Source organism: Deinococcus frigens DSM 12807 (genome assembly GCF_000701425.1).
Taxonomy (GTDB): Bacteria; Deinococcota; Deinococci; order Deinococcales; family Deinococcaceae; genus Deinococcus; species Deinococcus frigens.
The window spans coordinates 40,297-63,468 of the sequence record NZ_JNIW01000020.1 but is presented as its reverse complement, the minus strand read 5'-3'; the positions used below and the strand labels follow the sequence as shown (position 1 = coordinate 63,468).

24 protein-coding genes and 1 pseudogene are annotated in these 23,172 nt (G+C 65.8%); 16 read left to right on the top strand and 9 right to left on the bottom strand.

The window, feature by feature from the left end; genetic code table 11:
• The 6 genes and pseudogenes from Q322_RS22390 to Q322_RS0109685 form a co-directional block, all read right to left on the bottom strand.
• Positions 1-267, bottom strand: a pseudogene (locus tag Q322_RS22390) (transposase); the annotation flags it as partial.
• A gap of 1,373 nt (positions 268-1,640) precedes the next feature.
• Positions 1,641-2,129, bottom strand: a complete 489-nt coding sequence (locus tag Q322_RS23275; RefSeq protein ID WP_156952982.1) for a hypothetical protein — start codon at positions 2,127-2,129, stop codon at positions 1,641-1,643.
• Positions 2,130-2,174: 45 nt separating this feature from the next.
• Positions 2,175-3,056 (bottom strand): redoxin family protein, encoded by an 882-nt coding sequence (locus Q322_RS0109700; protein ID WP_029477713.1) that lies wholly within the window; start codon positions 3,054-3,056, stop codon positions 2,175-2,177.
• 69 nt (positions 3,057-3,125) lie between these two features.
• A complete protein-coding gene (locus Q322_RS0109695) occupies positions 3,126-3,572 on the bottom strand; it encodes a helix-turn-helix domain-containing protein (protein ID WP_029477712.1) in 447 nt (148 codons plus the stop codon).
• 113 nt (positions 3,573-3,685) lie between these two features.
• Positions 3,686-6,523, bottom strand: coding sequence for a hypothetical protein (locus Q322_RS23855; protein WP_029477711.1), 2,838 nt, complete (start codon positions 6,521-6,523; stop codon positions 3,686-3,688).
• Positions 6,524-6,610: 87 nt separating this feature from the next.
• Positions 6,611-7,009 carry a Fur family transcriptional regulator gene (locus tag Q322_RS0109685; RefSeq protein ID WP_029477710.1) on the bottom strand — a complete coding sequence of 133 codons (399 nt, stop codon included), beginning with the start codon at positions 7,007-7,009 and terminating at the stop codon, positions 6,611-6,613.
• 147 nt (positions 7,010-7,156) lie between these two features.
• On the opposite strand from Q322_RS0109685, the gene Q322_RS0109680 reads away from it, so the two are divergent.
• From Q322_RS0109680 to Q322_RS0109655, 6 genes are all read left to right on the top strand, one after another.
• Positions 7,157-8,101: a biotin--[acetyl-CoA-carboxylase] ligase gene (locus Q322_RS0109680; RefSeq protein WP_029477709.1), complete on the top strand. Its 945-nt coding sequence runs from the start codon at positions 7,157-7,159 to the stop codon at positions 8,099-8,101.
• 89 nt (positions 8,102-8,190) lie between these two features.
• Positions 8,191-8,769 carry a biotin transporter BioY gene (locus tag Q322_RS0109675; protein ID WP_029477708.1) on the top strand — a complete coding sequence of 193 codons (579 nt, stop codon included), beginning with the start codon at positions 8,191-8,193 and terminating at the stop codon, positions 8,767-8,769.
• 302 nt (positions 8,770-9,071) lie between these two features.
• A complete protein-coding gene (locus Q322_RS0109670) occupies positions 9,072-10,061 on the top strand; it encodes a carbohydrate kinase family protein (RefSeq protein WP_029477707.1) in 990 nt (329 codons plus the stop codon).
• A complete protein-coding gene (gene mltG / locus Q322_RS0109665) occupies positions 10,058-11,089 on the top strand; it encodes an endolytic transglycosylase MltG (RefSeq protein WP_029477706.1) in 1,032 nt (343 codons plus the stop codon). The genes Q322_RS0109670 and mltG overlap by 4 nt, the downstream gene beginning before the upstream one ends.
• Before the next feature lie 117 nt (positions 11,090-11,206).
• Positions 11,207-11,407 carry a hypothetical protein gene (locus tag Q322_RS0109660; protein WP_029477705.1) on the top strand — a complete coding sequence of 67 codons (201 nt, stop codon included), beginning with the start codon at positions 11,207-11,209 and terminating at the stop codon, positions 11,405-11,407.
• Complete coding sequence (locus Q322_RS0109655; protein WP_029477703.1) at positions 11,404-12,129, top strand: DUF421 domain-containing protein; 726 nt, start codon at positions 11,404-11,406, stop codon at positions 12,127-12,129. The genes Q322_RS0109660 and Q322_RS0109655 overlap by 4 nt, the downstream gene beginning before the upstream one ends.
• Positions 12,130-12,151: 22 nt before the next feature.
• Here Q322_RS0109655 and Q322_RS0109650 read toward each other — a convergent pair whose 3' ends face one another.
• Complete coding sequence (locus tag Q322_RS0109650) at positions 12,152-12,838, bottom strand: hypothetical protein (protein WP_245593204.1); 687 nt, start codon at positions 12,836-12,838, stop codon at positions 12,152-12,154.
• Between the two features lie 238 nt (positions 12,839-13,076).
• Here Q322_RS0109650 and ccsA point away from each other — a divergent pair, with 238 nt between their 5' ends.
• From ccsA to Q322_RS0109600, 10 genes are all read left to right on the top strand, one after another.
• Entirely contained in the window at positions 13,077-13,817 is a 741-nt protein-coding gene (ccsA, locus tag Q322_RS0109645; RefSeq protein ID WP_415831256.1) for a cytochrome c biogenesis protein CcsA, read from the top strand.
• The gene (locus tag Q322_RS23265) at positions 13,810-13,938 is read left to right on the top strand and encodes a heme exporter protein CcmD (protein WP_156952981.1); all 129 of its coding nucleotides are present in this window, start codon (positions 13,810-13,812) and stop codon (positions 13,936-13,938) included. The genes ccsA and Q322_RS23265 overlap by 8 nt, the downstream gene beginning before the upstream one ends.
• Positions 13,935-14,399, top strand: a complete 465-nt coding sequence (ccmE, locus tag Q322_RS0109635) for a cytochrome c maturation protein CcmE (protein WP_029477700.1) — start codon at positions 13,935-13,937, stop codon at positions 14,397-14,399. Before Q322_RS23265 ends, ccmE begins: the two co-directional genes overlap by 4 nt.
• A gap of 87 nt (positions 14,400-14,486) precedes the next feature.
• Positions 14,487-16,466 (top strand): heme lyase CcmF/NrfE family subunit, encoded by a 1,980-nt coding sequence (locus tag Q322_RS0109630; RefSeq protein WP_029477699.1) that lies wholly within the window; start codon positions 14,487-14,489, stop codon positions 16,464-16,466.
• Between the two features lie 40 nt (positions 16,467-16,506).
• Positions 16,507-17,085, top strand: a complete 579-nt coding sequence (locus Q322_RS0109625) for a TlpA family protein disulfide reductase (protein WP_029477698.1) — start codon at positions 16,507-16,509, stop codon at positions 17,083-17,085.
• Positions 17,086-17,114: 29 nt separating this feature from the next.
• Positions 17,115-17,648 carry a cytochrome c-type biogenesis protein gene (locus tag Q322_RS0109620; protein ID WP_245593203.1) on the top strand — a complete coding sequence of 178 codons (534 nt, stop codon included), beginning with the start codon at positions 17,115-17,117 and terminating at the stop codon, positions 17,646-17,648.
• Positions 17,645-18,688, top strand: coding sequence for a c-type cytochrome (locus Q322_RS0109615; protein ID WP_029477696.1), 1,044 nt, complete (start codon positions 17,645-17,647; stop codon positions 18,686-18,688). The genes Q322_RS0109620 and Q322_RS0109615 overlap by 4 nt, the downstream gene beginning before the upstream one ends.
• 154 nt (positions 18,689-18,842) lie before the next feature.
• Positions 18,843-19,406, top strand: coding sequence for a QcrA and Rieske domain-containing protein (locus Q322_RS0109610; protein WP_029477695.1), 564 nt, complete (start codon positions 18,843-18,845; stop codon positions 19,404-19,406).
• 9 nt (positions 19,407-19,415) lie between these two features.
• Complete coding sequence (locus tag Q322_RS0109605; RefSeq protein ID WP_029477694.1) at positions 19,416-19,646, top strand: KTSC domain-containing protein; 231 nt, start codon at positions 19,416-19,418, stop codon at positions 19,644-19,646.
• Entirely contained in the window at positions 19,643-20,125 is a 483-nt protein-coding gene (locus Q322_RS0109600) for a GNAT family N-acetyltransferase (protein ID WP_034418169.1), read from the top strand. The genes Q322_RS0109605 and Q322_RS0109600 overlap by 4 nt, the downstream gene beginning before the upstream one ends.
• A gap of 71 nt (positions 20,126-20,196) precedes the next feature.
• Here Q322_RS0109600 and Q322_RS0109595 read toward each other — a convergent pair whose 3' ends face one another.
• Positions 20,197-20,487, bottom strand: a complete 291-nt coding sequence (locus Q322_RS0109595) for a hypothetical protein (RefSeq protein WP_162176604.1) — start codon at positions 20,485-20,487, stop codon at positions 20,197-20,199.
• A 220-nt stretch (positions 20,488-20,707) separates the two neighbouring features.
• Positions 20,708-23,122: a glycoside hydrolase family 31 protein gene (locus tag Q322_RS0109590; protein WP_029477691.1), complete on the bottom strand. Its 2,415-nt coding sequence runs from the start codon at positions 23,120-23,122 to the stop codon at positions 20,708-20,710.
• Positions 23,123-23,172 lie beyond the last annotated feature (50 nt).

Genomic DNA, 23,172 nt, shown 5'->3' with positions numbered 1-23,172 from the left:
GAGCGGACCATAAATGCTGGTGGGGTCTATAGCTGGATTCTCCAGCCACCGGCGAACTCGGCGTTCACTGCTTTGCGCGAACGTGGCACGGGAGTGGATGTAAGGGAGCCACGCGGGAATGGAACTGCGCTGGGAGAGCAGCAGGCCCGTGACCATCCAGGCCAGCGTGTGAGCGTTGCGGATGTCGTTCCACAATCCACTCTGGATATGGGAGAAGACGGCTTGGTAGAGTCGGGGTGCGTCCCCGGTAGCATTTTCGGTTGTCACAAACAGAAAGTGTCGCCTACCGGGGACGCTTTCTCATAATTTCTGTCAGGCCGTCAGGTTTTATCCCTCACCTTTTGGTCTTGGGACGTGATTTTAATTTCAAAGTTAGATAAGTGGTCAGGGTGCCGCTAAAAGCAATGGCTATTGCCTTTTCTGTGTTCCCTCCTGTGAGTAGGTAAGAAGATATGCATATTCCGAAGAATAAAACTACATAAAACATAATTCCTCTCTCAAGCTAGCACCTAAAACTGAAGCGATTCACATAAGTTGAGAGATGAGAAGCCTCGTGTCTAGAGGCTTCTCATCTTAATTTAGTGCCACGTCCCGCAAACGGTCTCACACATCTTCAAAGCGGCGCTCCATGCTCTAGTGCACGTTCTAGTATCGAGGCCAGTAATATATTTTTCAATCGAAGTTTCACAGCCTGCCACTGCACCTGCTGCCCCTGCACCAGCGGCATATGGAGCTTTATTCGTGATCGTCTTTATGGTCTTCATGCCGGCGGTTGAGACAGCGACCCTACTCCCAATCCAAGCGCAAGCTGCTACCGAGATCATTGAATCAAGGGTGCTAAAATTCACATCGCGGGTCTCGGTCCATTGACTCCAGTTACAAGTCGAGCTGCCCGGATCAGGTACAACCACGCCGTCAGGGTTGGTTGGTGGTGGTTTGACCTGTTGCCAAGGCGTACCAGAATTGCTCACCTCGCCCCAACCAGTTGCTCCAGCAAAACCAGAGACAGCCACTGTCATCAATACTGCGCCCAAAATACTAAGTTTCTTTATAATTTTTCCCATTGAGCATGGCCTAGCAGCCAGTTTCACTCCAGACACCAGCCTGGCCCTCCTTTTGGCTACTCCACGCTGTCCTGTGGTCCTACCATAAGTTGGGAAACCCTGTGTTTTACATATTTTGGCTAAAATATCGAGCGTTGTATTTATTTGTTGAACATTTGATCCATTATCATTCCACCAAACACAAAGACTAATGCATACGGAAACAAAACATAATTCATGGTCATCAGAAAATAGACCAAGGAGAAAAAGAGGGTTATCCAAACAAATGCAGACTTGTAATTGTAAGTTACTTTACTTGGTTCTATCTCTGTCGAAAATAAAACTTTGATGTAAGTTATTAGAATATAGCCACTGTAAACGAAGAACAGTATTTGTAGGTAACTACTAAAGTAACCAAATTCATCAGACGACACCGTTTCAATCGTAAAAAGTGCTATCGCAAGTAGTGCGAACAATATTGTAGGGATATTATTCTTAGTTTTTAACACATCATTCCTCTTCTTGGTACAAATTATACAATCAGGATGGCAGATATAATTAAGACGCATCATATCTGTCATCTTATTATTTTATTTTCTAATACCAAGAGCCACAGACAGTTCCACATGTCTTGTAATAAGTATTCCAGCTTCTCGTACATGTACGCGTATCAAGTCCCTCTACATATTTTTGAATCTCCGATTTGCAATATTGAATTGTGCCAGCTATACCGCCAGCCCCAATGGCTTGAGTATTCACAGTAGATTTGTTTATGATGGTGGTAATAACTTTATTGACTCCAGGTATCCTAGACATAGTGTACATTGCTCCAGTGCAAGCTCCCGCCGTCATAGCTTCATCAAAGGAGCTGTAGTTGACGGTTCTGCTCTCAGTCCACTGCGAATAGCTACATGATGCGCCACCATCATCGTAAACGGGAATCGAATCTATTTTCGGTTCGCCATCCTTCGGTATGGTAGTCCAGAGAGTCTGACTAGCCGTGACATCGCCCCACCCAGATGCTCCAGCAAAGCCAGAAATAGCCATTGTCGCCAATAATGCGCCCAAAATACCAAGTTTCTTCATAATTTCTCCTGTTGAGCATGGCCTAGCGGCCAGTGACTCCATCATTCACTCCAGCGGTAACTTGCCTGCCTCAAATGGATTGAGTCCGGTCTTGTCAAATCCCGCTCCCCTCCACTTGATCCGACCCGTGCTGTCCACCAATACCTGAGTCGGCGTTCCCTGCGCCCTATATGCGGTAAACAACTTTGCCCCGGCATCCTTATCTCCCGCGTCCTGCACCACCCGCACATTCTTTGAAGCCTCCGCGAACTGCTTCTGCACAGCTTCCAAGCCGTCCGGCGCAACAATCCACACCGCCACCTCTGGATGCTCTTTGGCGTACTTCAGCAAGTACGGCAGCTCTTCCTCGCAGAAGTGGCAGGTGGCCGAGTGGAAGATCAGAAGGTTATTCTTGCTGCCCGCCCAGTCCACACCGGGCAACGCGGGGGCCAGACTGCCCACCCCGCCGGGAACCGTCAGCCGGGGCAGGGGCTTCCCGGCAATCAGCGCGCCGCCCAGCTCGCGGGTCTCGGCGTTGGTCAAGGTTCCCTCGTAAAAGCCCTCCACGGTTCCAGCGGCGTTCACGTACATCACGGCGGGAATGGTCTTCAGGGCCAGGGCTTTCAGGCTCTCGCCCGCAGTGTCGGCGTAGACCGTGGGCGTCAGCGCAAAGCCGCTCAGGTACTCCCTGAGGGCCGCGCTGTTCTGCTCCGTGACCAGCGTGATCTGCAACTTTGGGTTGCTTTTTTGCAGGGCCGACAGCGCGCCCAGTTGCAGGCTGCACGCGGCGCAGTCGGGCTGGGCAAACACGTAGACGGTGGGTTGCCCGCTGTGCGGCAGGGCAGTGGTTTTTACGGGTTTTCCCAGGCAGTCGGTCCGGGGCGTGCCGTCGAAGGCGAGGGCCGAACCGCCCAGAAGCAACGCTCCCAGCAGAATCAGTTTTTGCATGGGGCAAGCCTAGTTCGGGGGCAATCTTCGGCGCATCCACAGCCCTACGGATGACTCTTCGTTAGTTGTCTAGATAAGGGGGGGGGGTAAGTCATGGCCCCAGTACAGATTCTGCGCGTGGCGACGGCTTTTAACATCCATTTTCTGGAGGATACTGCTCACCTGACTGTTGACCGTACTCACCTCTCGGCCAATTTTTTTAGCGATTTCCGGATTAGATAAGCCGCAGGCGACAAATTGCAGGATTCGGCGCTCGCTGGGTGTCAGGGGCAAGTGGTTCATGGGCGGTCCCAGATACAGACCCTCGCCCTGTCGCAGACTGACGCAGCACAGGATTTCGTCCACGGCCTGAAGGTCTTCGCGCACGATTAGTGCGCGGGGGCGCTTTTCCAGCACATCCAGCAAATACAGTGCGCCCGCCGAGCGTGTGACCACGACTTTACCCTTGACATCGGCATTCAGGGCCGAGCCTACCGGGTTATCGAGGAAGACCTCTGGCCGGGTTGTGGGGGACATCGGCTGAGCTTAGCTGATCTCCCAGAGAGAATGCAGGGGATTTTCGTGCTATCTGGATGAGTCAAGGCGGCCACCTTCTCATATCAGCCGCACTCTTTTGCCTGGGCCAGGCATCATCCCGGCGGCCCTCCGGACAACTTCTCCGAAGCTGGGGCCGGGGCCGCCGGGCGGGGGGCCAGAATCGCCACCGCCAGCAGACTCAGGCCCGTGACCAGCACGGCGATGCCCAGGCCTGCCGCCGAATTGGGAAAATAGGCGGCGTCCAGCAGCGCGCCCTTGACCCCGGCCCCGGCGATCAGCGCCAGGCCAGCGGTCCACAGCGCTCTGGCCCACGGCGCACCCGTGCCGCCGGCCCCGCCCGTATTCCCTGCTCGGTGTGCCCGGACGGCGGCCACCAGCCCCACCAGCAGCAGCGCCAGGCTGGAGGCCACCAGCCAGGGCTTCAGATCGGCCTTCAGGACGCTGAAACGTACGCCCAGGGCCAGCGGGACCAGCAGCGCCCAGGCTCCCAGCCACAGGGCCTGCGCGACTGGCGGCTGCGCCCCGGCGTCGGGCGGGAGACCGCCGAAGGGGCGGGTCAGCGGGGCGAGCCACCGCAGCAGGCCACCTGCCGTGCGGGTCAGCCACCACGCGGCGGCCAGCAGCGGGCCGCCTAGGGCAGCCACCTGAATCCGGTCATTCGCCCCCCCATAGCTGTCCGGGACGTCAACCGGCCAGCCCGCCATGATCAGGCTCAGCAGGACCAGACCGCCCAGGCCCAGCAGCGCGTCCATGCGGCTCCAGCCTAGGGCCAGCCTCAGCGGCGCGGTCAGCACGGCCAGCAGCGCCAGCGCGCCGGGAAGGCCCAGCGCGGGCCACCATTCCTGCGCGGCGCGGGTCAGCGCCAAGGCCAGCACGGTCAGGGCGGTGCCCTCGGCCAGCCCGCGTGGCGCGGCGTCGGCAAAGCTGCGCCCTGCGGCCCGCAGCAGCGCCGCGCCCGCCAGCAGGGCCACCGCGACGCCCAGGAGTAATGGCGGCGTCGGCACCGTGGCCTGGGTCAGCAGCAGGCTGCCCAGCGTCAGGAGCGGGGCAGCAACCCAGAAGGGAACGGTGTTTTCGGAACGCTCCTGCGAACGCGTCCACAGCGCCGCCGCCGCTATCAGCACCCCGCCCGCCAGTGCCGCTGATCCGGCGGCCAGCAGCGCCAGCGCCAGCACCGCGCTGCACAGGCCCGCCAGCAGCGTGGGGATGCGGGAGAGTTCGGTGCGCGGCGCGTTTTCTACGCTCTGCGCGCTGGTTTTCCTGACCTGTCTGGGCAGGGTCATGGCCCATGAATCGCGGCCCACCCGCCACGCCGCCAGCAGGCCCAGCGCGGCGGGGGCGGCCCCCAGCAGCGCTGTGCGAAGGTCATCCGGGGAAGCCAGCAGCGGGACCGCACCGAAGCCCACCGTCATCCACGCCCCCCATAGCGCCGTCAAGGCCAGGGCCAACGCGCCCACCCGCAGCCAGAAGCGGCTGCGCCCGTACAGGCCCACCAGCAGCAGCGCCGCCGCCACGCCCGCCAGCGCCAGGGGTTCGGTGCGCGGCCCCAGCACGCTCAGCGCCAGCGCCCCGGCCACCCCTGCCGCGCCCGCCGTCAGGCTGCCCGCCACCGCGCCCGCCACCGCGCCCGCCAGCGGCGAGTCCTGCGCCCCCCGGCGGGTCCAGGCCAGCCAGACCGCTGCCAGCAACGCGGCCAGGATGGCCAGGGTCAGCCCCAGCGCGCCCGCCTTTGAACCGGTATCGCCCAGCGCCGCGCCCACTGCCGCCGCCACCAGCACCTGTGGGGCCAGACTCGCCCAGGCCGCGCCCAGGGAAACGCCGTCGGGGCGACCATCTGAGGGGTCTTCCCCTGCCCTCTGCCGCAGCCGTGAGAGCAGTGCCAGCGGCACGCCCAGGGCCAGCACACTGAACGCCAGCCACGGCAGCAGACCCAGCGGGCCGGGCGGCAGGTGCAGGGCCGCCGCCAGGACACCCCGCCCCAGCTCGCCCTCCAGCAGCCGCGCCGGGCCGTTCCCGACATGATTGAGCGAGGCGACGAACCAGCCCAGCGGCACCGTCCCGGCAGCGCCCAGCGTCAGGGCCAGGGCCGCGCGGAGGGAGGCGTGGGCGGTGGGGCCAGCCGCATCATCTTCCCCCTTGTCCTGATGGACAGCGTCCTGCGCCGCGCAGCCCGGCCACACCGCCACGGCGGCCAGCAGCAGCGCCGCCCCCGCAGCCGGGATGGACCACTCGCCCAGATCGTCGGTGAGCATCCAGGTGCTCAGGGCCGCGCCGCCCACCGCCAGCGCGCCCAGCAGCAGCTCGCGGCGGCGCAAGGCATCGAACAGCAGCGCCGCGCTCAGGCCCAGCAGGCCCAGCATCACCGCGCCCGGTCCCCAGCCGCCAGGGAGCTGGGCCGAGAGTTGGGCCGACAGGCTGCCCACGCCCAGCGCCGCCACGCCATAGCCCAGCCCGCGCAGCGCTCCGGACACCGGCCACGGCACCCGCCGCGCATTGAAGTACAGCAGCCCCCCAAACGCGAACACCGCCAGCAGCAGCGTCCATGCCGGAGCGCCCAGCGCCCGCAGCGTAAAGGCCAGCCCCCCCAGCACCAGCACCCCGCCAATCAGGCTGATGCGCGCCCGGCTGAACTGCGGCCCCCACAGCGACGGCCCGCGCGCTCTAGGGGGCGCTGCTAGGCTGGCGAGCGGTGGCGCGGCGGGCTGATCTTCCGGCCAAGTGGGCGGCTCCTGACCTCCGGGGGCCACTCGCTCGCCTACGGTCACAGGAGGCAGAGTCGCTCCCGGCTGCCGCAACCGCGCGGCCCGCAACTCGGCTTCCAGCAACTCCAGCCGCCGGGCCAGCGTCTGCGCCTGTTGCTGTGCCTTGCCCGCGCGGGACAGGGCCACCAGCGACAGGATCAGGGCCAGGGCTGCCAGAAGTTCAAACATGCTCCAACTTACACTCTAAATGGTGACAGACCACGCCAGTTGGGAACGGGTCCAAATTTACGGTCGCCTCGTTTAAGTTTTACCGTCTCAGACAGTTTTCTTGGTCTGGCAGTCTGGACACACACCGATAAATTCCAGTCGCACGTCCGTCACCTGAAATCCGGCGGGTAGCGCGGCGGCGGCCAGCGGCGGCAACTCGCCCGCGTCCACGTCGAAAATTGCGCCGCAGCCCCGGCAGACGGCGTGGTGGTGGTCCTCGCCCGCGCGCTTGTAGTCGTAGCGGGTGGCCTGTCCGGCGCGCTCCAGCGTGACCACCACGCCGTCGCGCACCAGAGCGTCCAGCGTGCGGTACACGGTGCCCAGGCTCACGCTGGGCAGGTTCTGACGCACCTGGGTATGAATCCAGGCCGCGTCCGGGTGGGACCGGGCCAGGCGCAGCACCTCGATCACCGCTGCCCGCTGCTTGGTCTGCCGCACCATTGTCATGCGGTCAGTCTAGCAAAGGCGCAGTTTGAGAAAGGCACTGTGGGCGCAAATAGGACACTGTGGGGGCAAATGGAAGGTGGGGCGGCTCGGCGTATTTCTCCCTCCCCTTGCTTTTGGTTCACCCGAACTTGTAGAACACTGAACGAGATGCCCCAGCGCCTGTTAGACTTGCTCACCGATACCCCTCAGTCCGGGGAGAGGCTGGCCGGGCGGCTGGCCGTGGGGCGCGTGACTGTCCATACATTGGCCCACAAGCTGCTGGAAAGCGGCATCCCGGTCCAGATCACCCGCGCCGGATACGCCCTGGCTCCTGGCACGCCCGCGCCGGGGCTGGTGCGCCGGGCTGGGACGCTGGGGGCCGCCATGCGCTATCTGGGAACCGTGGGCAGCACGCAGGACACGGTTCGTGCCTGGGCGGACGACGCGGCGGACCCGGCCCCCCACGGCGCGGTGGTGGTGGCCGAATACCAGACCGGCGGGCGCGGTCGGCGCGGGCGCGCGTGGTCCCCCGCCCCCGGAGCCTTGACCTTCAGCGTGCTGCTGCGCGGCGGGGGAGAGGACGGCGGCGAGACTCCCCTGACCCTGCCCGAACTGGCCCTGATGCCCCTGGCGGCGGGCGTGGCCGTTCAGGCGGCCTGCGGCGTCGGCGGCTTGAAGTGGCCCAACGACCTGCTGGCCCCTGGTGGCCGCAAGCTGGCAGGCATTCTGCTGGAGGCGGACCTGCGCGGCGAGGAAGCCCGGCGCGCGGTCCTGGGCATCGGCCTGAACGTCTCCGGCGCTCCGGCGGGCGCGGCCCACCTGAGCGAACTGCGCTCAGGGGTAACCCGCGCGGGGGTGCTGGGCAGCGTCCTGGCGCAGCTTGACCGCTGGCTGCGCGCCCCGCCCGCCGAGATTCTTGAGGCCTGGGCGCGGGTCAGCGTGACCCTGGGCCGCCCGGTGCGCGTGCAGACGCCGCGCGGCCCACTGGAAGGCGTCGCCGAACGCCTGGACGCGGGCGGCAGCCTGATCGTCCAGACCCCGAACGGGCCGCACACGGTCAGCGCCGGGGATGTGGAACTGATCGGCGCTCTGGACGGTGGTCCGGCCCCGTGAAACGCAGCCCGCTCTTTTTGCACATAACTCTTTTTGCACATAACACGATCTTTTTCCACACATCACAAGCCCCTTTCAAGGAGAACCCCATGACCCAGCTCACCCACCCCACCCTCGCCCGTACCCTGGTCCCCGCCCCCAGCCTGAGCCGTGACCTGCTGCTTATTGCGGGCGGCGCGGCCCTGATCGCGCTGCTGGCCCAGGCCGAACTGCCCCTGAGGCCCGTTCCGGTCACCCTGCAAACCCTGGGCGTGCTGCTCGTCGGCGCGGCGCTGGGCTGGAAGCGGGCGTTCGCCGCACTGGCGCTGTATCTGGCGGTGGGCGCGGTGGGCCTGCCGGTGTTCGCGGGCGGTGTCGGCAGCGTGGCCAAATTTGCCGGACCCACCGGTGGCTTTCTGCTGGCCTTTCCCTTCGCCGCCGCGCTGGTGGGCTTTCTGGTGGAACGCTTCGCGCTGGACCGCCGTCCCCTCGGCACCGTGCTGGCAATGCTGGCGGGCAGCGCCGTGATCTACGCGCTGGGCCTGCTGTGGCTGGGTCTGGTCACGGGCCTGAGCGGCCAGCCGCTGCTCAGCGCGGGCCTGCTGCCCTTCCTGACCGGCGACGCGCTGAAGCTGGGGCTGGCCGCGCTGCTGCTGCCGGGGGCGTGGGCCGTGGTGGGACGGCGTTAGGCGGAAGAGTTACAGCGCCTGAGAAATGTGTCACCGGGGGTTGCCCTGGTGGCGCACTCTCTGAGCTGCCTTGGCCTCCCGGTACGCAAGCGGAAGAGGGAGGAACTTGCAAAGCTGAGCAGAAGCGGAGCGCAGCGGCAGAAGGTGAGGGGCCACCGGGCAGACCAGAAGCTCAGCAAGATGCCAGCGCTTCCTTTCAACTGCCCCCGCAGTGAGCGAGAGCTGTTTCCTCGGCCTCCCCATCCCTGCTGCCCGCGAACCCTGCCCCGCCTCATCCGCGCGCGCTATGCTGCGCCGCAGTCATGAATGAACGCAAACCCCTGGTGTCGCTGGGCGACTTGAACTGGGACGTGCTGGCCAAACCCGACACCATGCTGCTTTCGGGCGGCGACACGACCGGGCGGCTGGAACTTTCGGGCGGCGGCAGCGCGGCCAACCTGGCGGTGTGGGCGCGGCGGTGCGGCTTTCCCGCCACCTTCGTGGGCAAGATTGGCCGGGACCGCTTCGGCGAACTGGCCACCGCCGAGCTTCAGGCCGAGGGCGTCCAGACCGAGCTGATCCTCAGCGCCGAGCATCCCACCGGGGTGGTGCTGGCCCTGATCGACCGCCGGGGCCAGCGGGCCATGCTGACCGGGCAGGGTGCGGACTGGGAGCTGCTGCCCGCCGAACTGCCGCAGGAGGTGCTGCGCGGCGCGGGCCACCTGCACCTGACCGCCTGGAGCCTGTTCCGCGATCCGCCGCGCGCCTCGGCCCTGGCGGCGGCGCTGCTGTCCAAGTCCGCCCGGACCGGGGAGGGCAACGCCACCCTGAGCCTGGATCCCGGCAGTTTCCAGATGATCCAGCAGATGGGCCGCGAGAACTTTCTGAAGATCGTGGACGAGGTGCCGTTTGACCTGCTGTTCCCCAACGACGACGAGGCCCGCGCCATGAGCGGCCACACGGACCCCGGTCAGGCCCTGAGCTGGCTGCGCGAGCGCTATCCGCACGCGCTGGTGGTCCTGAAGATGGACGCCGACGGCGCACTGATCGAGGGACCCCAGCAGCCGCGCGTGCAGGTGGCCGCCACCCCCGACCTCCTGACCGACGCCACCGGGGCTGGGGACGCCTTTGGCGGCGCGTTCCTGGGGGGCTGGCTGACCCACCGCGACGCCCGGAAGGCCGCCCGGCTGGCCGTCGAGGTGGGCGGCTGGGTGGTCTCCCGCTTTGGGGCCAGACCGCCCGCCGACGCCGAGCTGCTGGCCCGCCTCGCGCGGCACCCGCTGGAAAGTGCCGTGACCGAGGCGAGCCTGTGACCCGGCTGCGCGGAGGCCGATCATCCGTATGGGCCAGGGTTCTGCTGATCCTGCTGGTATTGCTGCTGCTGGCGGCGCTGGGCGCGTTCCTGTATGTCCGCAACCTGAGTGCGCCTGCCGGGGGCGCGGCCTACACGCTGGAGGTCAAACCCGGCGACACGCTGGGCGCGGTGGCCCGCGAATTGCAGGACAACACAATCGTCAAGAGCGCCGACGCGCTGCGCTTCGTGATGCGCCAGAACGGCACGGCGGGCAGCCTCAAGGAAGGTCTGTATGATCTGGACGGCACCCTCAGCGTGCAGGGGGTGGCCGACAAGCTGGCGGGTCCGGCGCGCATCCCGGTGGTCAATGTGACCGTGCCGGAGGGCAAGCGGATCAGGGACATTCCGGCCATCTTCAAGAAGGCGGGTTTCGACGGCGCGGCCATTTTGAGCGCCCTGAAAGACCCCAGCCTGAGCAAATACGCTGCCAGCACACAGAAGAATCTGGAAGGCTTTGTTTTCCCGGCCACCTACGAATTCCGGCCCAAGGAAACGCCGCGCAGGATCGTGGAAACGATGGTCTCGCGCATGAACGATGAATTCACGCCGGAGCGCGTGGCACAGGCCAAGTCACTGGACCTCTCGGTGCGCGACTGGGTGGTTCTGGCGAGCATGGTGCAGGCCGAGGCCGCCAACGATCTGGAAATGCCCATCGTGGCCGGGGTGTTCCTCAACCGCATCAAGGACGGCATCGCGCTGGGCAGCGATCCCACCGTGGCCTACGGATTGGGCAAGGACCTGCCCGAACTGGACCGCTCGGCGGGGGATTTTACAAAGGACACCCCGTACAGCACCTACACCCGCATGGGCCTGCCCGCCGGACCCATCAACAACCCCGGCCAGTCGGCCTTGCAGAGCGTGCTGAACGCCAACCGCAAGCTGGCCGACGGGCGCGACGCGCTGTATTTCCTGCATGCGGCGGGCGGCAAGATCTACGTCAACCACACCTATGCCGAGCATCTGCGGGACAACGAGCGGTATCGCTGAGGGCCGCCTGGGGCCGGCGTCCAAACGTCTGAAGACCTCACTGTCAAACTGCCGGGGCCAGGTTGGACAAGAATCTCTGAACAGCGGTTGTCGCCGTGCCGCCTACACTTCTGAAACATGCCCCCCCGCGAATTTCTTGAGCGGCGCAATGCCCTGTGGCAGCGGCTTCGTGCGCTATCCGCAGAGGATGGCCTGCCAGATGACCCGGCGTTCGAGGCGGCGTTGCTTGAACTGTCCGCATTGATCGGCTGGGAGCGGCAGCGGGTGCTGGCGGGCCTGGGCTTGAGCGACGCGCCGAGAGCAGGGGACCGCCTATGAGCGGCCCGCCCATCGTTCCCTTCGACTGGCAGCGCATCTGGCTGGGCGACGTGCCGCCGCTGTTTCTGCTGGAAATCGTCTTCCGCACGGTGGTCATTTTTCTATGGTTGCTGCTGCTGCTGCGCGTGACGGGCAAACGCAGTCTGGCACAGCTCAGCGGCCTGGACCTGGCGATTGTCATCGCGCTGGGATCGGCGGCGGGCGACCCGCTGTTCTACCCGGAGGTGCCGCTGCTGCACGCCATGCTGGCCCTGGCGCTGGTGGTGGCCCTGCAACGGGGCCTGTCCTGGCTGGTGGTCCGCTCGGAGCGCGTCGAGACCCTGATGGAAGGCCAGCCGGTCGAGCTTGTCCGGGACGGCGTGTTCAGCCTGCGGGCGCTGGAGACTGCCAACCTCAGCCGCGAGGACCTGTTCGAGAAGCTGCGTGCCCAGGGCGCGGCGCAACTGGGCGAGGTCCGCCGCGCCTACTTCGAGCAGGACGGCAATCTGACCGTGTTCAGCCATGACGGGGACCCGCCGCCCGGCCTGCCCGTGGTGCCACCCTGGGACCTGGAAAAACCCGCCGTGCTGGACCCCGATGTTCCGCATCAAGGTTTCGTGGCCTGCCTGAACTGCGGGCGCGTGGAGCGGGTCAGTGGGCTGCTCGGTGGCTGCGAATGTGGGGGCAAGGACGGCTGGACGGTGGCGGTGACAGACCCGCTGGCTGGCCCTGCGGGCGTCTGAAGGTCAAAGGGTCTAACCGTCTCTACTCCTGCGCCACCAGGAGCAGCGCCCGCCCGTCGTGGTCCCCTGTTGTTTCCAGCGGCGTGTCGATGGCCGAAGCCAGATTCAGGTAACCCTGGGGCTTAAAGACGGTTTTCGCACCCATCTGCTTGGCCAGGTCCTCGCGGGCCACCTGGAAGGAGCTGTAAGAATGGCCGGGCCGGGGCAGCCAGCGGAAATCCTCGCGGCTGAACGAGGCGATGAAGACCGTGCTGCTGCCCACCTCGAACGGCCCAAAAACGCGCCCGTGGTTGTTGGAGCCGTACCACGGGCCGTCGCTAAAGGCCAGCCCCTTGCCGTGCGGATACTGGGGCCTGAGCTGACCGTTCAGGTAGCCGGAATAGCCGTCGCTGTGCATGTTCTTGGGACCGTAGCCCGCGCGGTTCATGGCGTCCAGCATCCGGCGGGTGGCGTCCGTCGGTGTTTTGGCGACGGCGTCGATCAGGACGACGTTGATCGGTTCGCGCAGGGTTCGGCCTTCCACCTTCTCGCCGAGCCAGGTGGCGTTTTCCAGATTCTTGGTGATCATCCAGCGGCCCAGATCGCCCACGCCGTCGATCTTTGACGCCACCTCGCCGGGCGCGGGGCGGAATGTGACGGGATCGGGCCGGGGGCCAGTCTGGGCCGGGGCGCAGGCGGCCAGGATCAGGCCCAGAGCCAGGGCGGACACGGGAAAAAGCGGAACATGACGCTTGGACATAGGGCGAACCTCCAGGAAAAAAAACGGCGATGATTCTGCGGAGAATAGGGCATTTTTTACCTTCTGTGCCGTCCAAAAAGGGGGACACTCGCACTTGTCTCCCGGCGGTCCAGGCACGATTCTGTGTCCATTGGGACGGGCCAGATGGGGGACCACCGTGACCTCTGGACAGGCCCAGGCAGAGTCAACCTCTTAAACTAGGAGCAAGATGACCAGCAAAAGCAGCATGAAAAAAGGAAACCTCATTACAACGCTGCTGGGTGGGGCCACCGTGGTGACGCTGGCGGTGGCGATTGCGCTGGGCCTGGCCGCGCCGCTGGACCTCAATCAGGGTTCGTTGGTGCGCCTGATGTTCGTGCATGTGCCGAGCGCCTGGCTCAGTTACCTGGCCTACGGCGGCACCGGATTATTTGGCCTGCTGTACCTGATCGGGCGGCAGCGGCGCTGGGACCGTCTGGCCCTGGCCAGCGCCGAGATCGGCGTGCTGTTCACGGTGGTCACCATCGTCGGCGGGATGCTGTGGGCCAAGCCCACCTGGGGCGTGTACTGGGTCTGGGACGCGCGCCTGACCACCACCGCCCTGAGTCTGGTGGTCTACGGCGGCTACCTGCTGATCCGCACCCTGATTGACGATCCCGAACGCCGCGCCCGCGTGTCGGCGGTGGTGGGCATCGTGGGAACGCTGTATGTGCCGGTCAATTACATGGCCGTGGAGTGGTGGCGCGGCGTCCACCAGACGCAGACCCTCAAGCTGCTGGGCAAGATGCGTTTCGACGCCGCCCCGATCTACGGCTGGGTGCTGCTGATGGCGGTGGTGGCCTTTACCTTCCTGTACCTGTACCTGCTGCGCGTGCGCGGAACGCTGGCCGCCCGCGAGGAAGCCCGCGAGGAGCGCGAACTGCTGGAAGATCTGGGCGCTGGGGCGCAGATGGGGGCTGCCCGTGGATAAGTACAGCGCCTACGTGATCGTGGTCTACGCGGTGACCTTTGTGCTGCTGCTGGGCTATCTGGTGTGGCTGTGGGCGCGGCTGCGCGCCGTGAAGGATGAGACCGGCGAGGCCCCACGGTGAGCGGCCAGCTTCCGGCCCCTCTGCCGCGCGCCCGCCAGCGCCGCCGCAATCCGCTGCCCGTCATTCTGGGGGTCGTCGCCCTCGTCGGCCTGAGCGCCTTTATCGCGTTCGGCAACCTGAACAAGAGCCTGGAATACTTCGTGACGCCCACCGAATACCAGCAGCAAAAGGCCGAGCTGGAGGGCCGCCCCATCCGCATCGGCGGACTGGTCAAGGCCGTGAATTACAACCCGCAGACACTGGATTTAAAGTTCGTTGTCTCGGACGGCGGGGCCAGTTTTCCGGTGCAGTACAGCGGGGCGGTCAGTGACCTGTTCAAGGAAAACCAGGGCGTCGTGGTGCGCGGCGAGTTTCAGGGCAATACCTTTCACGCGCAGGAACTGATCGTCAAGCACAGCGAGGAATACAACGTTCCCAAGACGCAATCGGAGCTGAAGGACATGCTTCAGCAGACGCAATGACAGGGGTGGGAGGCAGCGCGTGACAGATTTTCACCATGCACTCCCTCCCGCGCACCTCTACTTTCCGGTTTTCCCGAAAGGACATCCATGCTTAATCTGATTTCCTTCCCGTCCAGCGCGCTGGGTTCGCTGGGACAGATTGCGCTGCTCCTGGCGCTGGCCTTTACGCTGGCGGGGCTGGCGCTGGCCGTTGTGGGCGGCATTCGCGCCGACGCGCGGGTGGTGGAGGCGGCGCGGCGGGCGACCTGGGCGGTCTTCGCCCTCCTGACGCTGGGCATCCTGGTGCTGATGGTGGCGCTGCTGAAAGACGATTTCACAGTGCGTTATGTGGCCGAACATTCCATGCGGTCCTCGCCCACCTGGATCAAGGTCACCAGTCTGTGGGGCGCGCTGGAGGGCAGCATTCTGCTGTGGGCCTGGCTGCTCTCAGGTTTCGCCTTCATCTTGTCGCTGACGCTGCGGCGTGACGCCCTGCGGCCCTGGGCGCTGGGAACCATGTTCGTCAGTCTGCTGTTCTTCGTGGGCATCTGCGCCACCATCGCCTCGCCGTTCACGCCCGTTTCCGTGCTGCTGGCCGATGGGCGCGGCCCCAATCCGGCGCTGCAAAACCACTGGATGATGGCCGTGCATCCGGTGCTGTTGTACCTGGGCTTCGTGGGCCTGAGCGTGCCGTTTGCCTACGCGGTGGCCGCCCTGGTCACGGGCCGCCTGAGCGATCACTGGGTGGTAGTCACGCGTCGCTGGACGCTGGTGGCCTGGACCTTCCTGACCGCCGCCATTGTCGCGGGCGGCTGGTGGAGTTACGAGACGCTGGGCTGGGGCGGCTACTGGGCCTGGGACCCGGTGGAAAACGCGTCCTTTATCCCGTGGCTGCTGACCACCGCCTTCCTGCACAGCATCCAGATTCAGGAAAAGCGCGGGCTGATGCGCTCGTGGAACGTGTGGCTGATCGTGCTGGCGTATTCCAGCACCGTGCTGGGAACGTTCCTGAACCGCAGCGGCATCGTCCAGAGCGTCCATGCTTTCGCGGGCGGCCCGGTGGGGCCAGTCTTCCTGGGTTTCCTGGCCTTCTTGCTGATCGTGGGCATCGGCCTGGCCGCGTGGCGTGCGCCCGCCCTGCGCGACGAGGCGGAGGTGCCTTCCCCGGTCAGCCGCGAAGGGGCATTTCTGGCGGGCAACTGGCTGTTTCTGGTCTTCGCCTTCATGGTGCTGCTGGGCACGCTGTTTCCCACCTTCGTGGAAGCGGCGCAGGGACGGCGGGACGCCAGCGTGGGACCGGCCTTTTACAACGCCTTCGCCATTCCGCTGGGGCTGGGCCTGCTGTTGCTGATGGGTGTGGGGCCGCTGCTGCCGTGGCGGCGCGCGGACGGGCAGGGGCTGATGCGGGCGCTGGTGCCGCTGCTGGCCTCCGGGATGGGCGCGGCGCTGATCGCCTTCGTGTTCGGCATCCGCTCAGCGGGCGTGCTGATCACCATTGCACTGGCTGCCTACAACATCGTCGGCCTGGGTCTGCTGACTGCCCGCGCGGCGCGGCAGGCGGGCGGGCTGGGCAGAACGCTCCAGGCACAACCCCGCCGCTACGGGGCCTACACCGCCCACATCGGCCTCGTGGTGCTGGCGCTGGGGCTGGCCTTCAGCGGCGCGTACCGCCAGGACGCCCAGGCCACGCTGAACCTGCGGGCGGCCCCCAGCACCCTGCTGCATGAGCAGTTGGAGCTGACGGGGTTGCGCGAAGTAGACCGGGGCTTCGGTCAATCCACCATCGCCTCTGTGTCCATTGACGGCAAGCCTTTCAAGGCGCGGCTGAACACCTACGTTCAGGCTCCCGGCACCCTTTTTCCCGCGCCCGCCGTGCGCTACGGGCTGCTGGGCGACACCTATCTGGTGGTCACGAGCATTGACCCTGGGGGGCAGTGGGCCAGCGTCCGCCTGATCGAGAGTCCGCTGGTGTCGTGGATCTGGTGGGGCACGCTGATCATCTGCCTGGGCGCGGGCCTCACGCTGGTCAGCCCGGCGCGGCCAGTGGCGCGCGCGGTCCCCGCCGGGCTGGCTCCAGCGACAGATTAGCGGGGCGGCAGAAGACGGAAAACGCCACTGAGAGTTGACTATGACTGATACACCTTCCACCCAGACCGCCCAACCCAAGTCCGTTCCCACCTGGCGACGCGCCCTGCCTCCACTGATTGCGGCGGCGCTGGTGGGCGTGCTGGGCTACACGCTGCTCAATCCGGCAAAGAATGTCACCACGGGCGGCCCGCTGATCGGCAAGCCCGCGCCCGCTTTTACCCTGACCAGTCTGGACGAGGTACCGGTCAGCCTGGCAAGCCTGAAAGGCCGCCCCGTCGTCCTGAATTTCTGGGCGTCGTGGTGCGGTCCCTGCCGTGAGGAGGCCCCCCTATTCCGCGAGCTGGGCGCACAGCAGACGGCGAACGGCGCGGCCATCCTGGGCATTCTGTTTCAGGAAACCAAGGAGCAGAATGCCCGCGATTTTATCAAGGAGTACGCGCTGGCCTACCCTAACCTGCGGGACCCCGGCATCAACACCGGCGTCGATTACGGCGTGTCTGGCATTCCCGAGACCGTCTTTATCGACAGGGCGGGCATCGTGCAGCACATGGACCGGGGCGGCCTGACCCGCGAACGGTTGAACGTGGGCCTAAAAAAAATCGGTGTGAAGGGGCTATGAGGGGGGGTGTGGGTTGTCGGTTGTCGGCTGTGGAGGCGAACTCTAACCGGCTCACGGTCAAACCGTCTAAGCGCAGAAAGCACCTTGCCTCCTGTCTTCTGACTTCTGTCTTCTGCCTGTCTCTCGCACACGCCACCGCTCCCGCCACACTGCCCCTGACCCTGCCCCCCGCACAGGAGGGGCGCGCCGTCGCCATTCAGAGAAACCTGCGCTGCCCGCTGTGCGACACCGGCGAATCCATCGCGGACTCGCGCAGCGACATCAGCGTCAAGATGCGCTCCTCGGTGCGCGAACAGATCGCGGACGGGCGCAGCGACTCGGAGATCTACACCTTTTTCTCGCAGCGCTACGGCAATTTCGTGCTGCTGGACCCGCCCAAGACCGGGCGTAACCTGCTGCTGTGGGGCGCGCCGCTGCTGGCGCTGGGCGGCGGCGGCGCGGCGCTGTGGGCGTTTCTGCGCCGCCGGGGGCCAGCCCCAGCCCCGGACGCGGCCCAGGATGCCGAACCCTACGACTCGTATCTGGATCAGGTGCGCCGCGACACGGGCGGAGGTGGGACGTGATTTTCAGCCTTTTGCTGCTGGTGCTGATCGGTGCGGCGGCGCTGTGGCTGGTCCTTGAACCCCTGCGCCGCGCCGCCCCCGAGGACCCGGACGCTCCCGAACGTGCGAGGTTGACCGCCGAGCGGAACCGCCTGTACGCCGAGCTGAATACGCTGGAAGACGAGAGCCGCCGCCCCGGTCTGGAACGCCGCGCCGCGCTGACGTTACGGGCCTTGGATGGTCTACCTCCTGCTTCCACAGCCAAAAATCCCAGTCGTTCACGCACGCTGGCGCTGACCGGCGTGGGCGCAGCCGCGCTGCTCACGGTGGCGGGCGCGCTGACCTTTATTCCGCGCTGGCAACTGGCCTCGCTGGACGTGGGGGAGGCGAGCAAGGTGCAGGCCGTTCTCAAACTTCCCGGTCTGAAGCAGACGGCGCAGCGCAGCGAGAAGAATGCCGATTACCTGGCCTGGGGCCGCGCGGCCTTTGATTCGGCCAACTACGATCAGGCGGTCAGCGCCTACGGCAACGCGCTGAAAACCGATCCGCGCCAGCCCGAGGCCCTGCGCCGACTGGGCATTTTGCTCCTGACGCGCGGTGAACAGATCGGGCAGGCCATCAGCGCTGAGGACGCCGAGCGCGCAGGTCTGCTGATCCGCACCGCCGCGCAACTTGCGCCAGAGGAGCCTGAATCTCAGTTGCTGCTGGGCTTTGCGCTGTCCCGCTTCGGACAGGATCAGGAGGCGCTGGCGGCGCTGGAGCGTTACCGCACCCTGGACCCCGCCGGACGCGACGCCGACGACGTGATCACGTCTTTGCGCGCCCGCCTGAACCAGAGTGACCCGGCGCTGAAGCTGTACGCCGCGAGTTGCGCCTCGTGCCACGGTGCGGCGGGCGGCGGCGGCATCGGCCCCAGCTTGCGCGAGTCCATCCTGAGCCGCGCGGCCCTGCGGAGCATCACCGTGAACGGCAAGGGGGCCATGCCCGCGTACCCCAACCTGACCGACGCTGAGCTGAAGCTGCTGCTGGACCTGATGGAACAATGGCAGCAGGAGGGGTGATGCAGGGTGCCTGGAACGAGAAGAGTTCAGGGGCTGAAAGGTCCAGGGGGCTGAGGCTTTTGGTTCCTCCTCCCCTGCGGGGAAGGCTGGGAGGGTGGGCCACCGGGCAAACCTCAGAGCAGGCAAGTTGCCCTGACCGCCCCCACACCCCGGCATGACCACCCGCCGCGCCCTCCTCGAAAAATGGTGGCTGCTGCCTGTGGCGGCCACGGCGGGGGCCTTCGGCTACATGGGCTGGTACGCCACGCGCGTCACGCTGGGCAAGCAGAGGGCCGGTGCGCCGGACTTTCAGGCGGCGGCGGCGCAGCGAATCGCGCCCCTTGCCGGGCTGCAAGCCGAGTGGGCCGATGTGAACTTCACCTACGCGGGCCGTCCCTGCGTGCTGTTGCGGGTGCCGCAGGCGGTGGCAGGCGGACTGGAACTGCGGGCTGGCGGGCATCTGGTGGCGTACTCGCGCGTCTGCACGCATCTGGGCTGCACGGTCAATCTGGTGCGCGATCCGGAGGTCTTGGCCTTCGCCTTCAATTACCGCCCGCCGCCGGACGCGCAGCACCCGCAACTGGGCTGCCGCTGCCATTACAGCGTCTTTGACACCTTGCAGGCCGGAGATGCGGTGTTCGGCAAGGCCAATGGCCCGCTGCCGCGTGTGCGCTTAGAACTGCGGGGCCAGGAGGTCTGGGCGACGGGGATTGAACCCGCCCCGACTCAGGACGACTAAACTGCGTCCATGAGCGGCGTGACCCTGCATCCGGTGGATTCCAGCATGATGAGCCACATTGGCTACGATCCAGCCAGCAAAACCCTGACCATTCTCTTCAACAGCGGCAAGCGCTACGACTATGACGACGTGCCGCCAGAGGTCTACGCGAGGTTTCTGGCGGCCTCGTCCCAGGGATCATTTTTCAGGAACGAGATCGATGAATGCTATTCGTATCATCAGGTGCGCGGACGGCGTTGAGCGAGCTGATCCTCACTTCCGGCAACGACAGCTCCGCCTCCGCAGTGCTGATCGCCGCCGCCCTGTACCTCAAATCTCGTGGTGAGCCGCTCTGGCCTGAAAGCAGCCTGACCCCCGAACGCCTCGCGCGCCATTACCCTCAAGGCGGCTGGCGCGTGGCCTGGCGCGGCGATGTGGCCGTGGCGTGCATGTGCCTGCTGGACACCGATCCGCTGTTCTGGCCGGAGGATTCTGCGGGCGAGGCGCTGTACCTGCACAAACTGGCTGTTCACCCGGACGCGAGGGGTCAGGGATTGTCGGCCCTGCTGCTGCATGAAGCTGCGCGGGAGGCGGCGCAGCGCGGCAGGCCCTGGCTCAGGCTGGACACCGCCACGGCCCGGCCCAAGGTGCGCGCCATCTACGAGGACTTTGGCTTCCAGAGCGCCGGGCAGCGCACCGTGAAGGGCTTTGGCGTGACGCTGTATCAGTTTCCAATCTGACTCCACACATTTGAGGGGGAGGCCGAGGCAACACGCCCGGACCTCCCCTGAGTGAAATGGAGGTTTGAAAATTAGCGCCGCCCCACCATATCCGCGCCCCTGAGCAGTCCGGCCTGCGCCTTTTCCAGCCCCTGCACCACATCGGCCATGTGCCTGATCTGGGCGCTCACCAGAAAAAATTCGGCGGGCGTGGTCCAGCCGTTCCGTGGAATGATCTTCAGCAGCTTTTCCAGTCGGTCCGAATTCGCCAGTTCGCGTTGCATCGCGTGCAGCGATTCGATATCGCGGCCCAGTTGTCTGATGTCATGACCGGAGTGGATCATCCCGGCGTGATTGCGGGTGTTCTCCTGCGTGGTGTCCATCATCGTTCTCCTCCTTTTGTTCTTCTCGGGCTGTGGGGGCGCGATTCCATTCCCTGGCTCCCCCCCGGAAGTGGTCTGGAATCACGCTTGAGAACAGTGTCGGATATGCACCGTGATCAGACCATGATCGGAAAAAGATCGGAAAGCCACAGAGTACAACTGTCTCACTGCCGGACCCGTCCCAGCCGACATTGTTTGGTGGTTAGACCGCTAGACCGCTTCACTCCACCCAGGTCACGGTGATCTCTTCCCAGCGGGCGGGCAGGGTCAGGCGCAGCACGCCGTCCTCGTAGGAAAAGGAGGTGGCCCCCTGGACCTCGCGGACCGGTTCCAGCCCGATGATGTGCAGGACCTCGCGCTGTTCGGGCAGGGCTGAGTCGCCCTCGGTCTCGCGGCGGATGCTCAGCGTACCGCCCTCGCGGTCCCCAACCAGGCGCGTGAATCGGCCCTCGGCGGGACCGTCCCCGGCGTCCTCGTACAGGTGGCCCACGAAGCCGGTCTCGCCCAGGTGCGCCAGCCAGGTCACGCGCGGCCAGCGGGCCTGCGTGGTATGCGCGGCGGGTTCGGTCAGCGGCAGCGCCTCGCCCGCCTTCAGGTACAGCGGCAGCGTGTACAGCGGCGCGTCTGCGGTGACATAGGCGGGACCGTCGTGAATGGCCCCGAATTCCGCCAGGTTGAACACGGCGGCCCAGCGCCCCGCCGGAAGGTAGACCTGCCGCCCTCTGTGGCCCGCCGCCACCACTGGAGCCACCATTAGGCCCTGCCCCAGCAGATACTGGCTGTCCGCGCGCAGGGCGTCCTCGTCCCCTGCGTGGTGCAGCGCCAGCGGACGCAGGACCGGCAGCCCGCTGCGGGTGGCCTGTTCCACCAGCGTGTACAGGTGCGGCAGCAGGCGGTAACGCAGCTCCAGCGCGGCGTGGATGACCCCTGTGTACGGCTCTCCGAAGCGCCACAGTTCCTGGTCTGCCGTGCCCTGCGCCGAGTGGTTGCGCAGGAAGGCGTAGCCCACCGCCGCCTGATACCAGCGCGCCAGCAGTTCCCCGGTGGTGTCGCCGCCAAAACCCCCAACGTCCGCCGCCGCAAACGGTATCCCGCTCAGGCCCAGCCCCCCGATCATCGGCAGGCTGAGGGCCAGATGGGACCAGGTGGCGGCGTTGTCCCCGGTCCAGACGGTGGCGTGGCGCTGAATCCCCGCGTACCCGGCCCGCGAGATGATCCACGGACGAATCTGCGGGCTGTACTTGGCGTACCCGGCGCGGCTGGCCTGGCTCATGGGGTTGGCGTAGACGTTGTGCATTTCCAGATGACTGTGGGCACCGTGCAGGGCGTCGTAGGGCAGTGTCTTCCCCTCTGTCTCCCTGGCCCCACCTTTGTCGGTCAGGGCCAGCGAGAAGCAGGCGGGTTCGTTCATGTCGTTCCACTGGCCCTGGATTCCGGCGTCGGTGAACAGCTTGTGCCGGGCGGCCCACCACGCCACCACTTCCGGGCGGGTAAAGTCGGGGAACACGGCGGGATCGGGCCAGACCTCGCCCACCAGCACATCGCCGCGCGCGGTGCGGATCAGGTAGTCGTTCTTCAGGGCTTCCTCGTACACGTCGTAGCCCGCCTCCAGCTTGATGCCAGGATCGATGATCGGCACCAGCTTGACGCCCTCCTTCGCGGCCTCCTGCACAAACGCCTTGAGGTCCGGGAAGCCCGAACGGTTGACCGTCCAGACCTTGAAGGCGTCCATGTATTCGATGTCGATATATACGCTGTCCAGCGGCAGATCTCGTTCGCGGTAGCCACGGATCACGGCCCGCAGATCGTCCGCCGTGCGGTAGCCCCAGCGGCTCTGGGCGGCTCCCAGCGCCCACAGCGGGGGCATTGGGGCGTGGCCGGTCAGGTCTGCGTAGCGGCGCAGCACGTCCGCCGGGCGCGGTCCGGCCAGCACGTACACGTCCAATTCCGGTCCCGCCGAGGCGAAGGCCAGCTCTTGCGGGTTGGTGCGGGCCACGTCCGCCGTCATGCGCCACGTCTCGTCCACGAAAAGGCCGTGAGCCAGCCCGCCCTGCACCACCGTGGTAAACGGCACGCTGATGTACAGTGGATCGGTATCGGTGTGGTGCGGATAGCAGTCGGTGTTCCAGAATGTGAGGTGCATGCCGCGCTTGTCCAGCGGTCCCACGCGCTCACCGAAGCCCAGGTAGGCCGCGCCTGCGAGGGCGTCTAGGCTCAGGCGGCTGCGGCGCAGGTTGAAGCGCTCGCTTTCCATCGCGGGGCGGGCGGTGGGGGCGTCGCCGCTCCAGGCCAGCACGTTGGCCAGTTCGCGCTGCGGCCTGCCGTCCTCGCCCTCCGTGACCTGCCACGCGCCGTCCCTGCGGTTCAGATGCAGGGTCAATCCGCCGCCGCTCACGCGCAGCGTGTCGCCATCCTCCTGCACGCTCAGGCGTTCGGCTTCGGGCAGATCGGGACGCAGGGCGAAGCTGCGTTTCTCGGTCAGGCGCGGGAAGCCCAGACCGCTGGCCCGTGCCTGCGGGGCCAGCCTCACCCGCAGCACCCCCGGCAGCGGTGCGCTGACCACCAGCACGTCTGTCTCGCCCCATGCGCGCACCTGCGCGCCGCCGCCTTCCGTCACGAACTGGCCTAATCTCATCCTTTACAGCCTAGCGTCCCGCCGTCCCGCCGAGCGCTTGAAACGGGTGC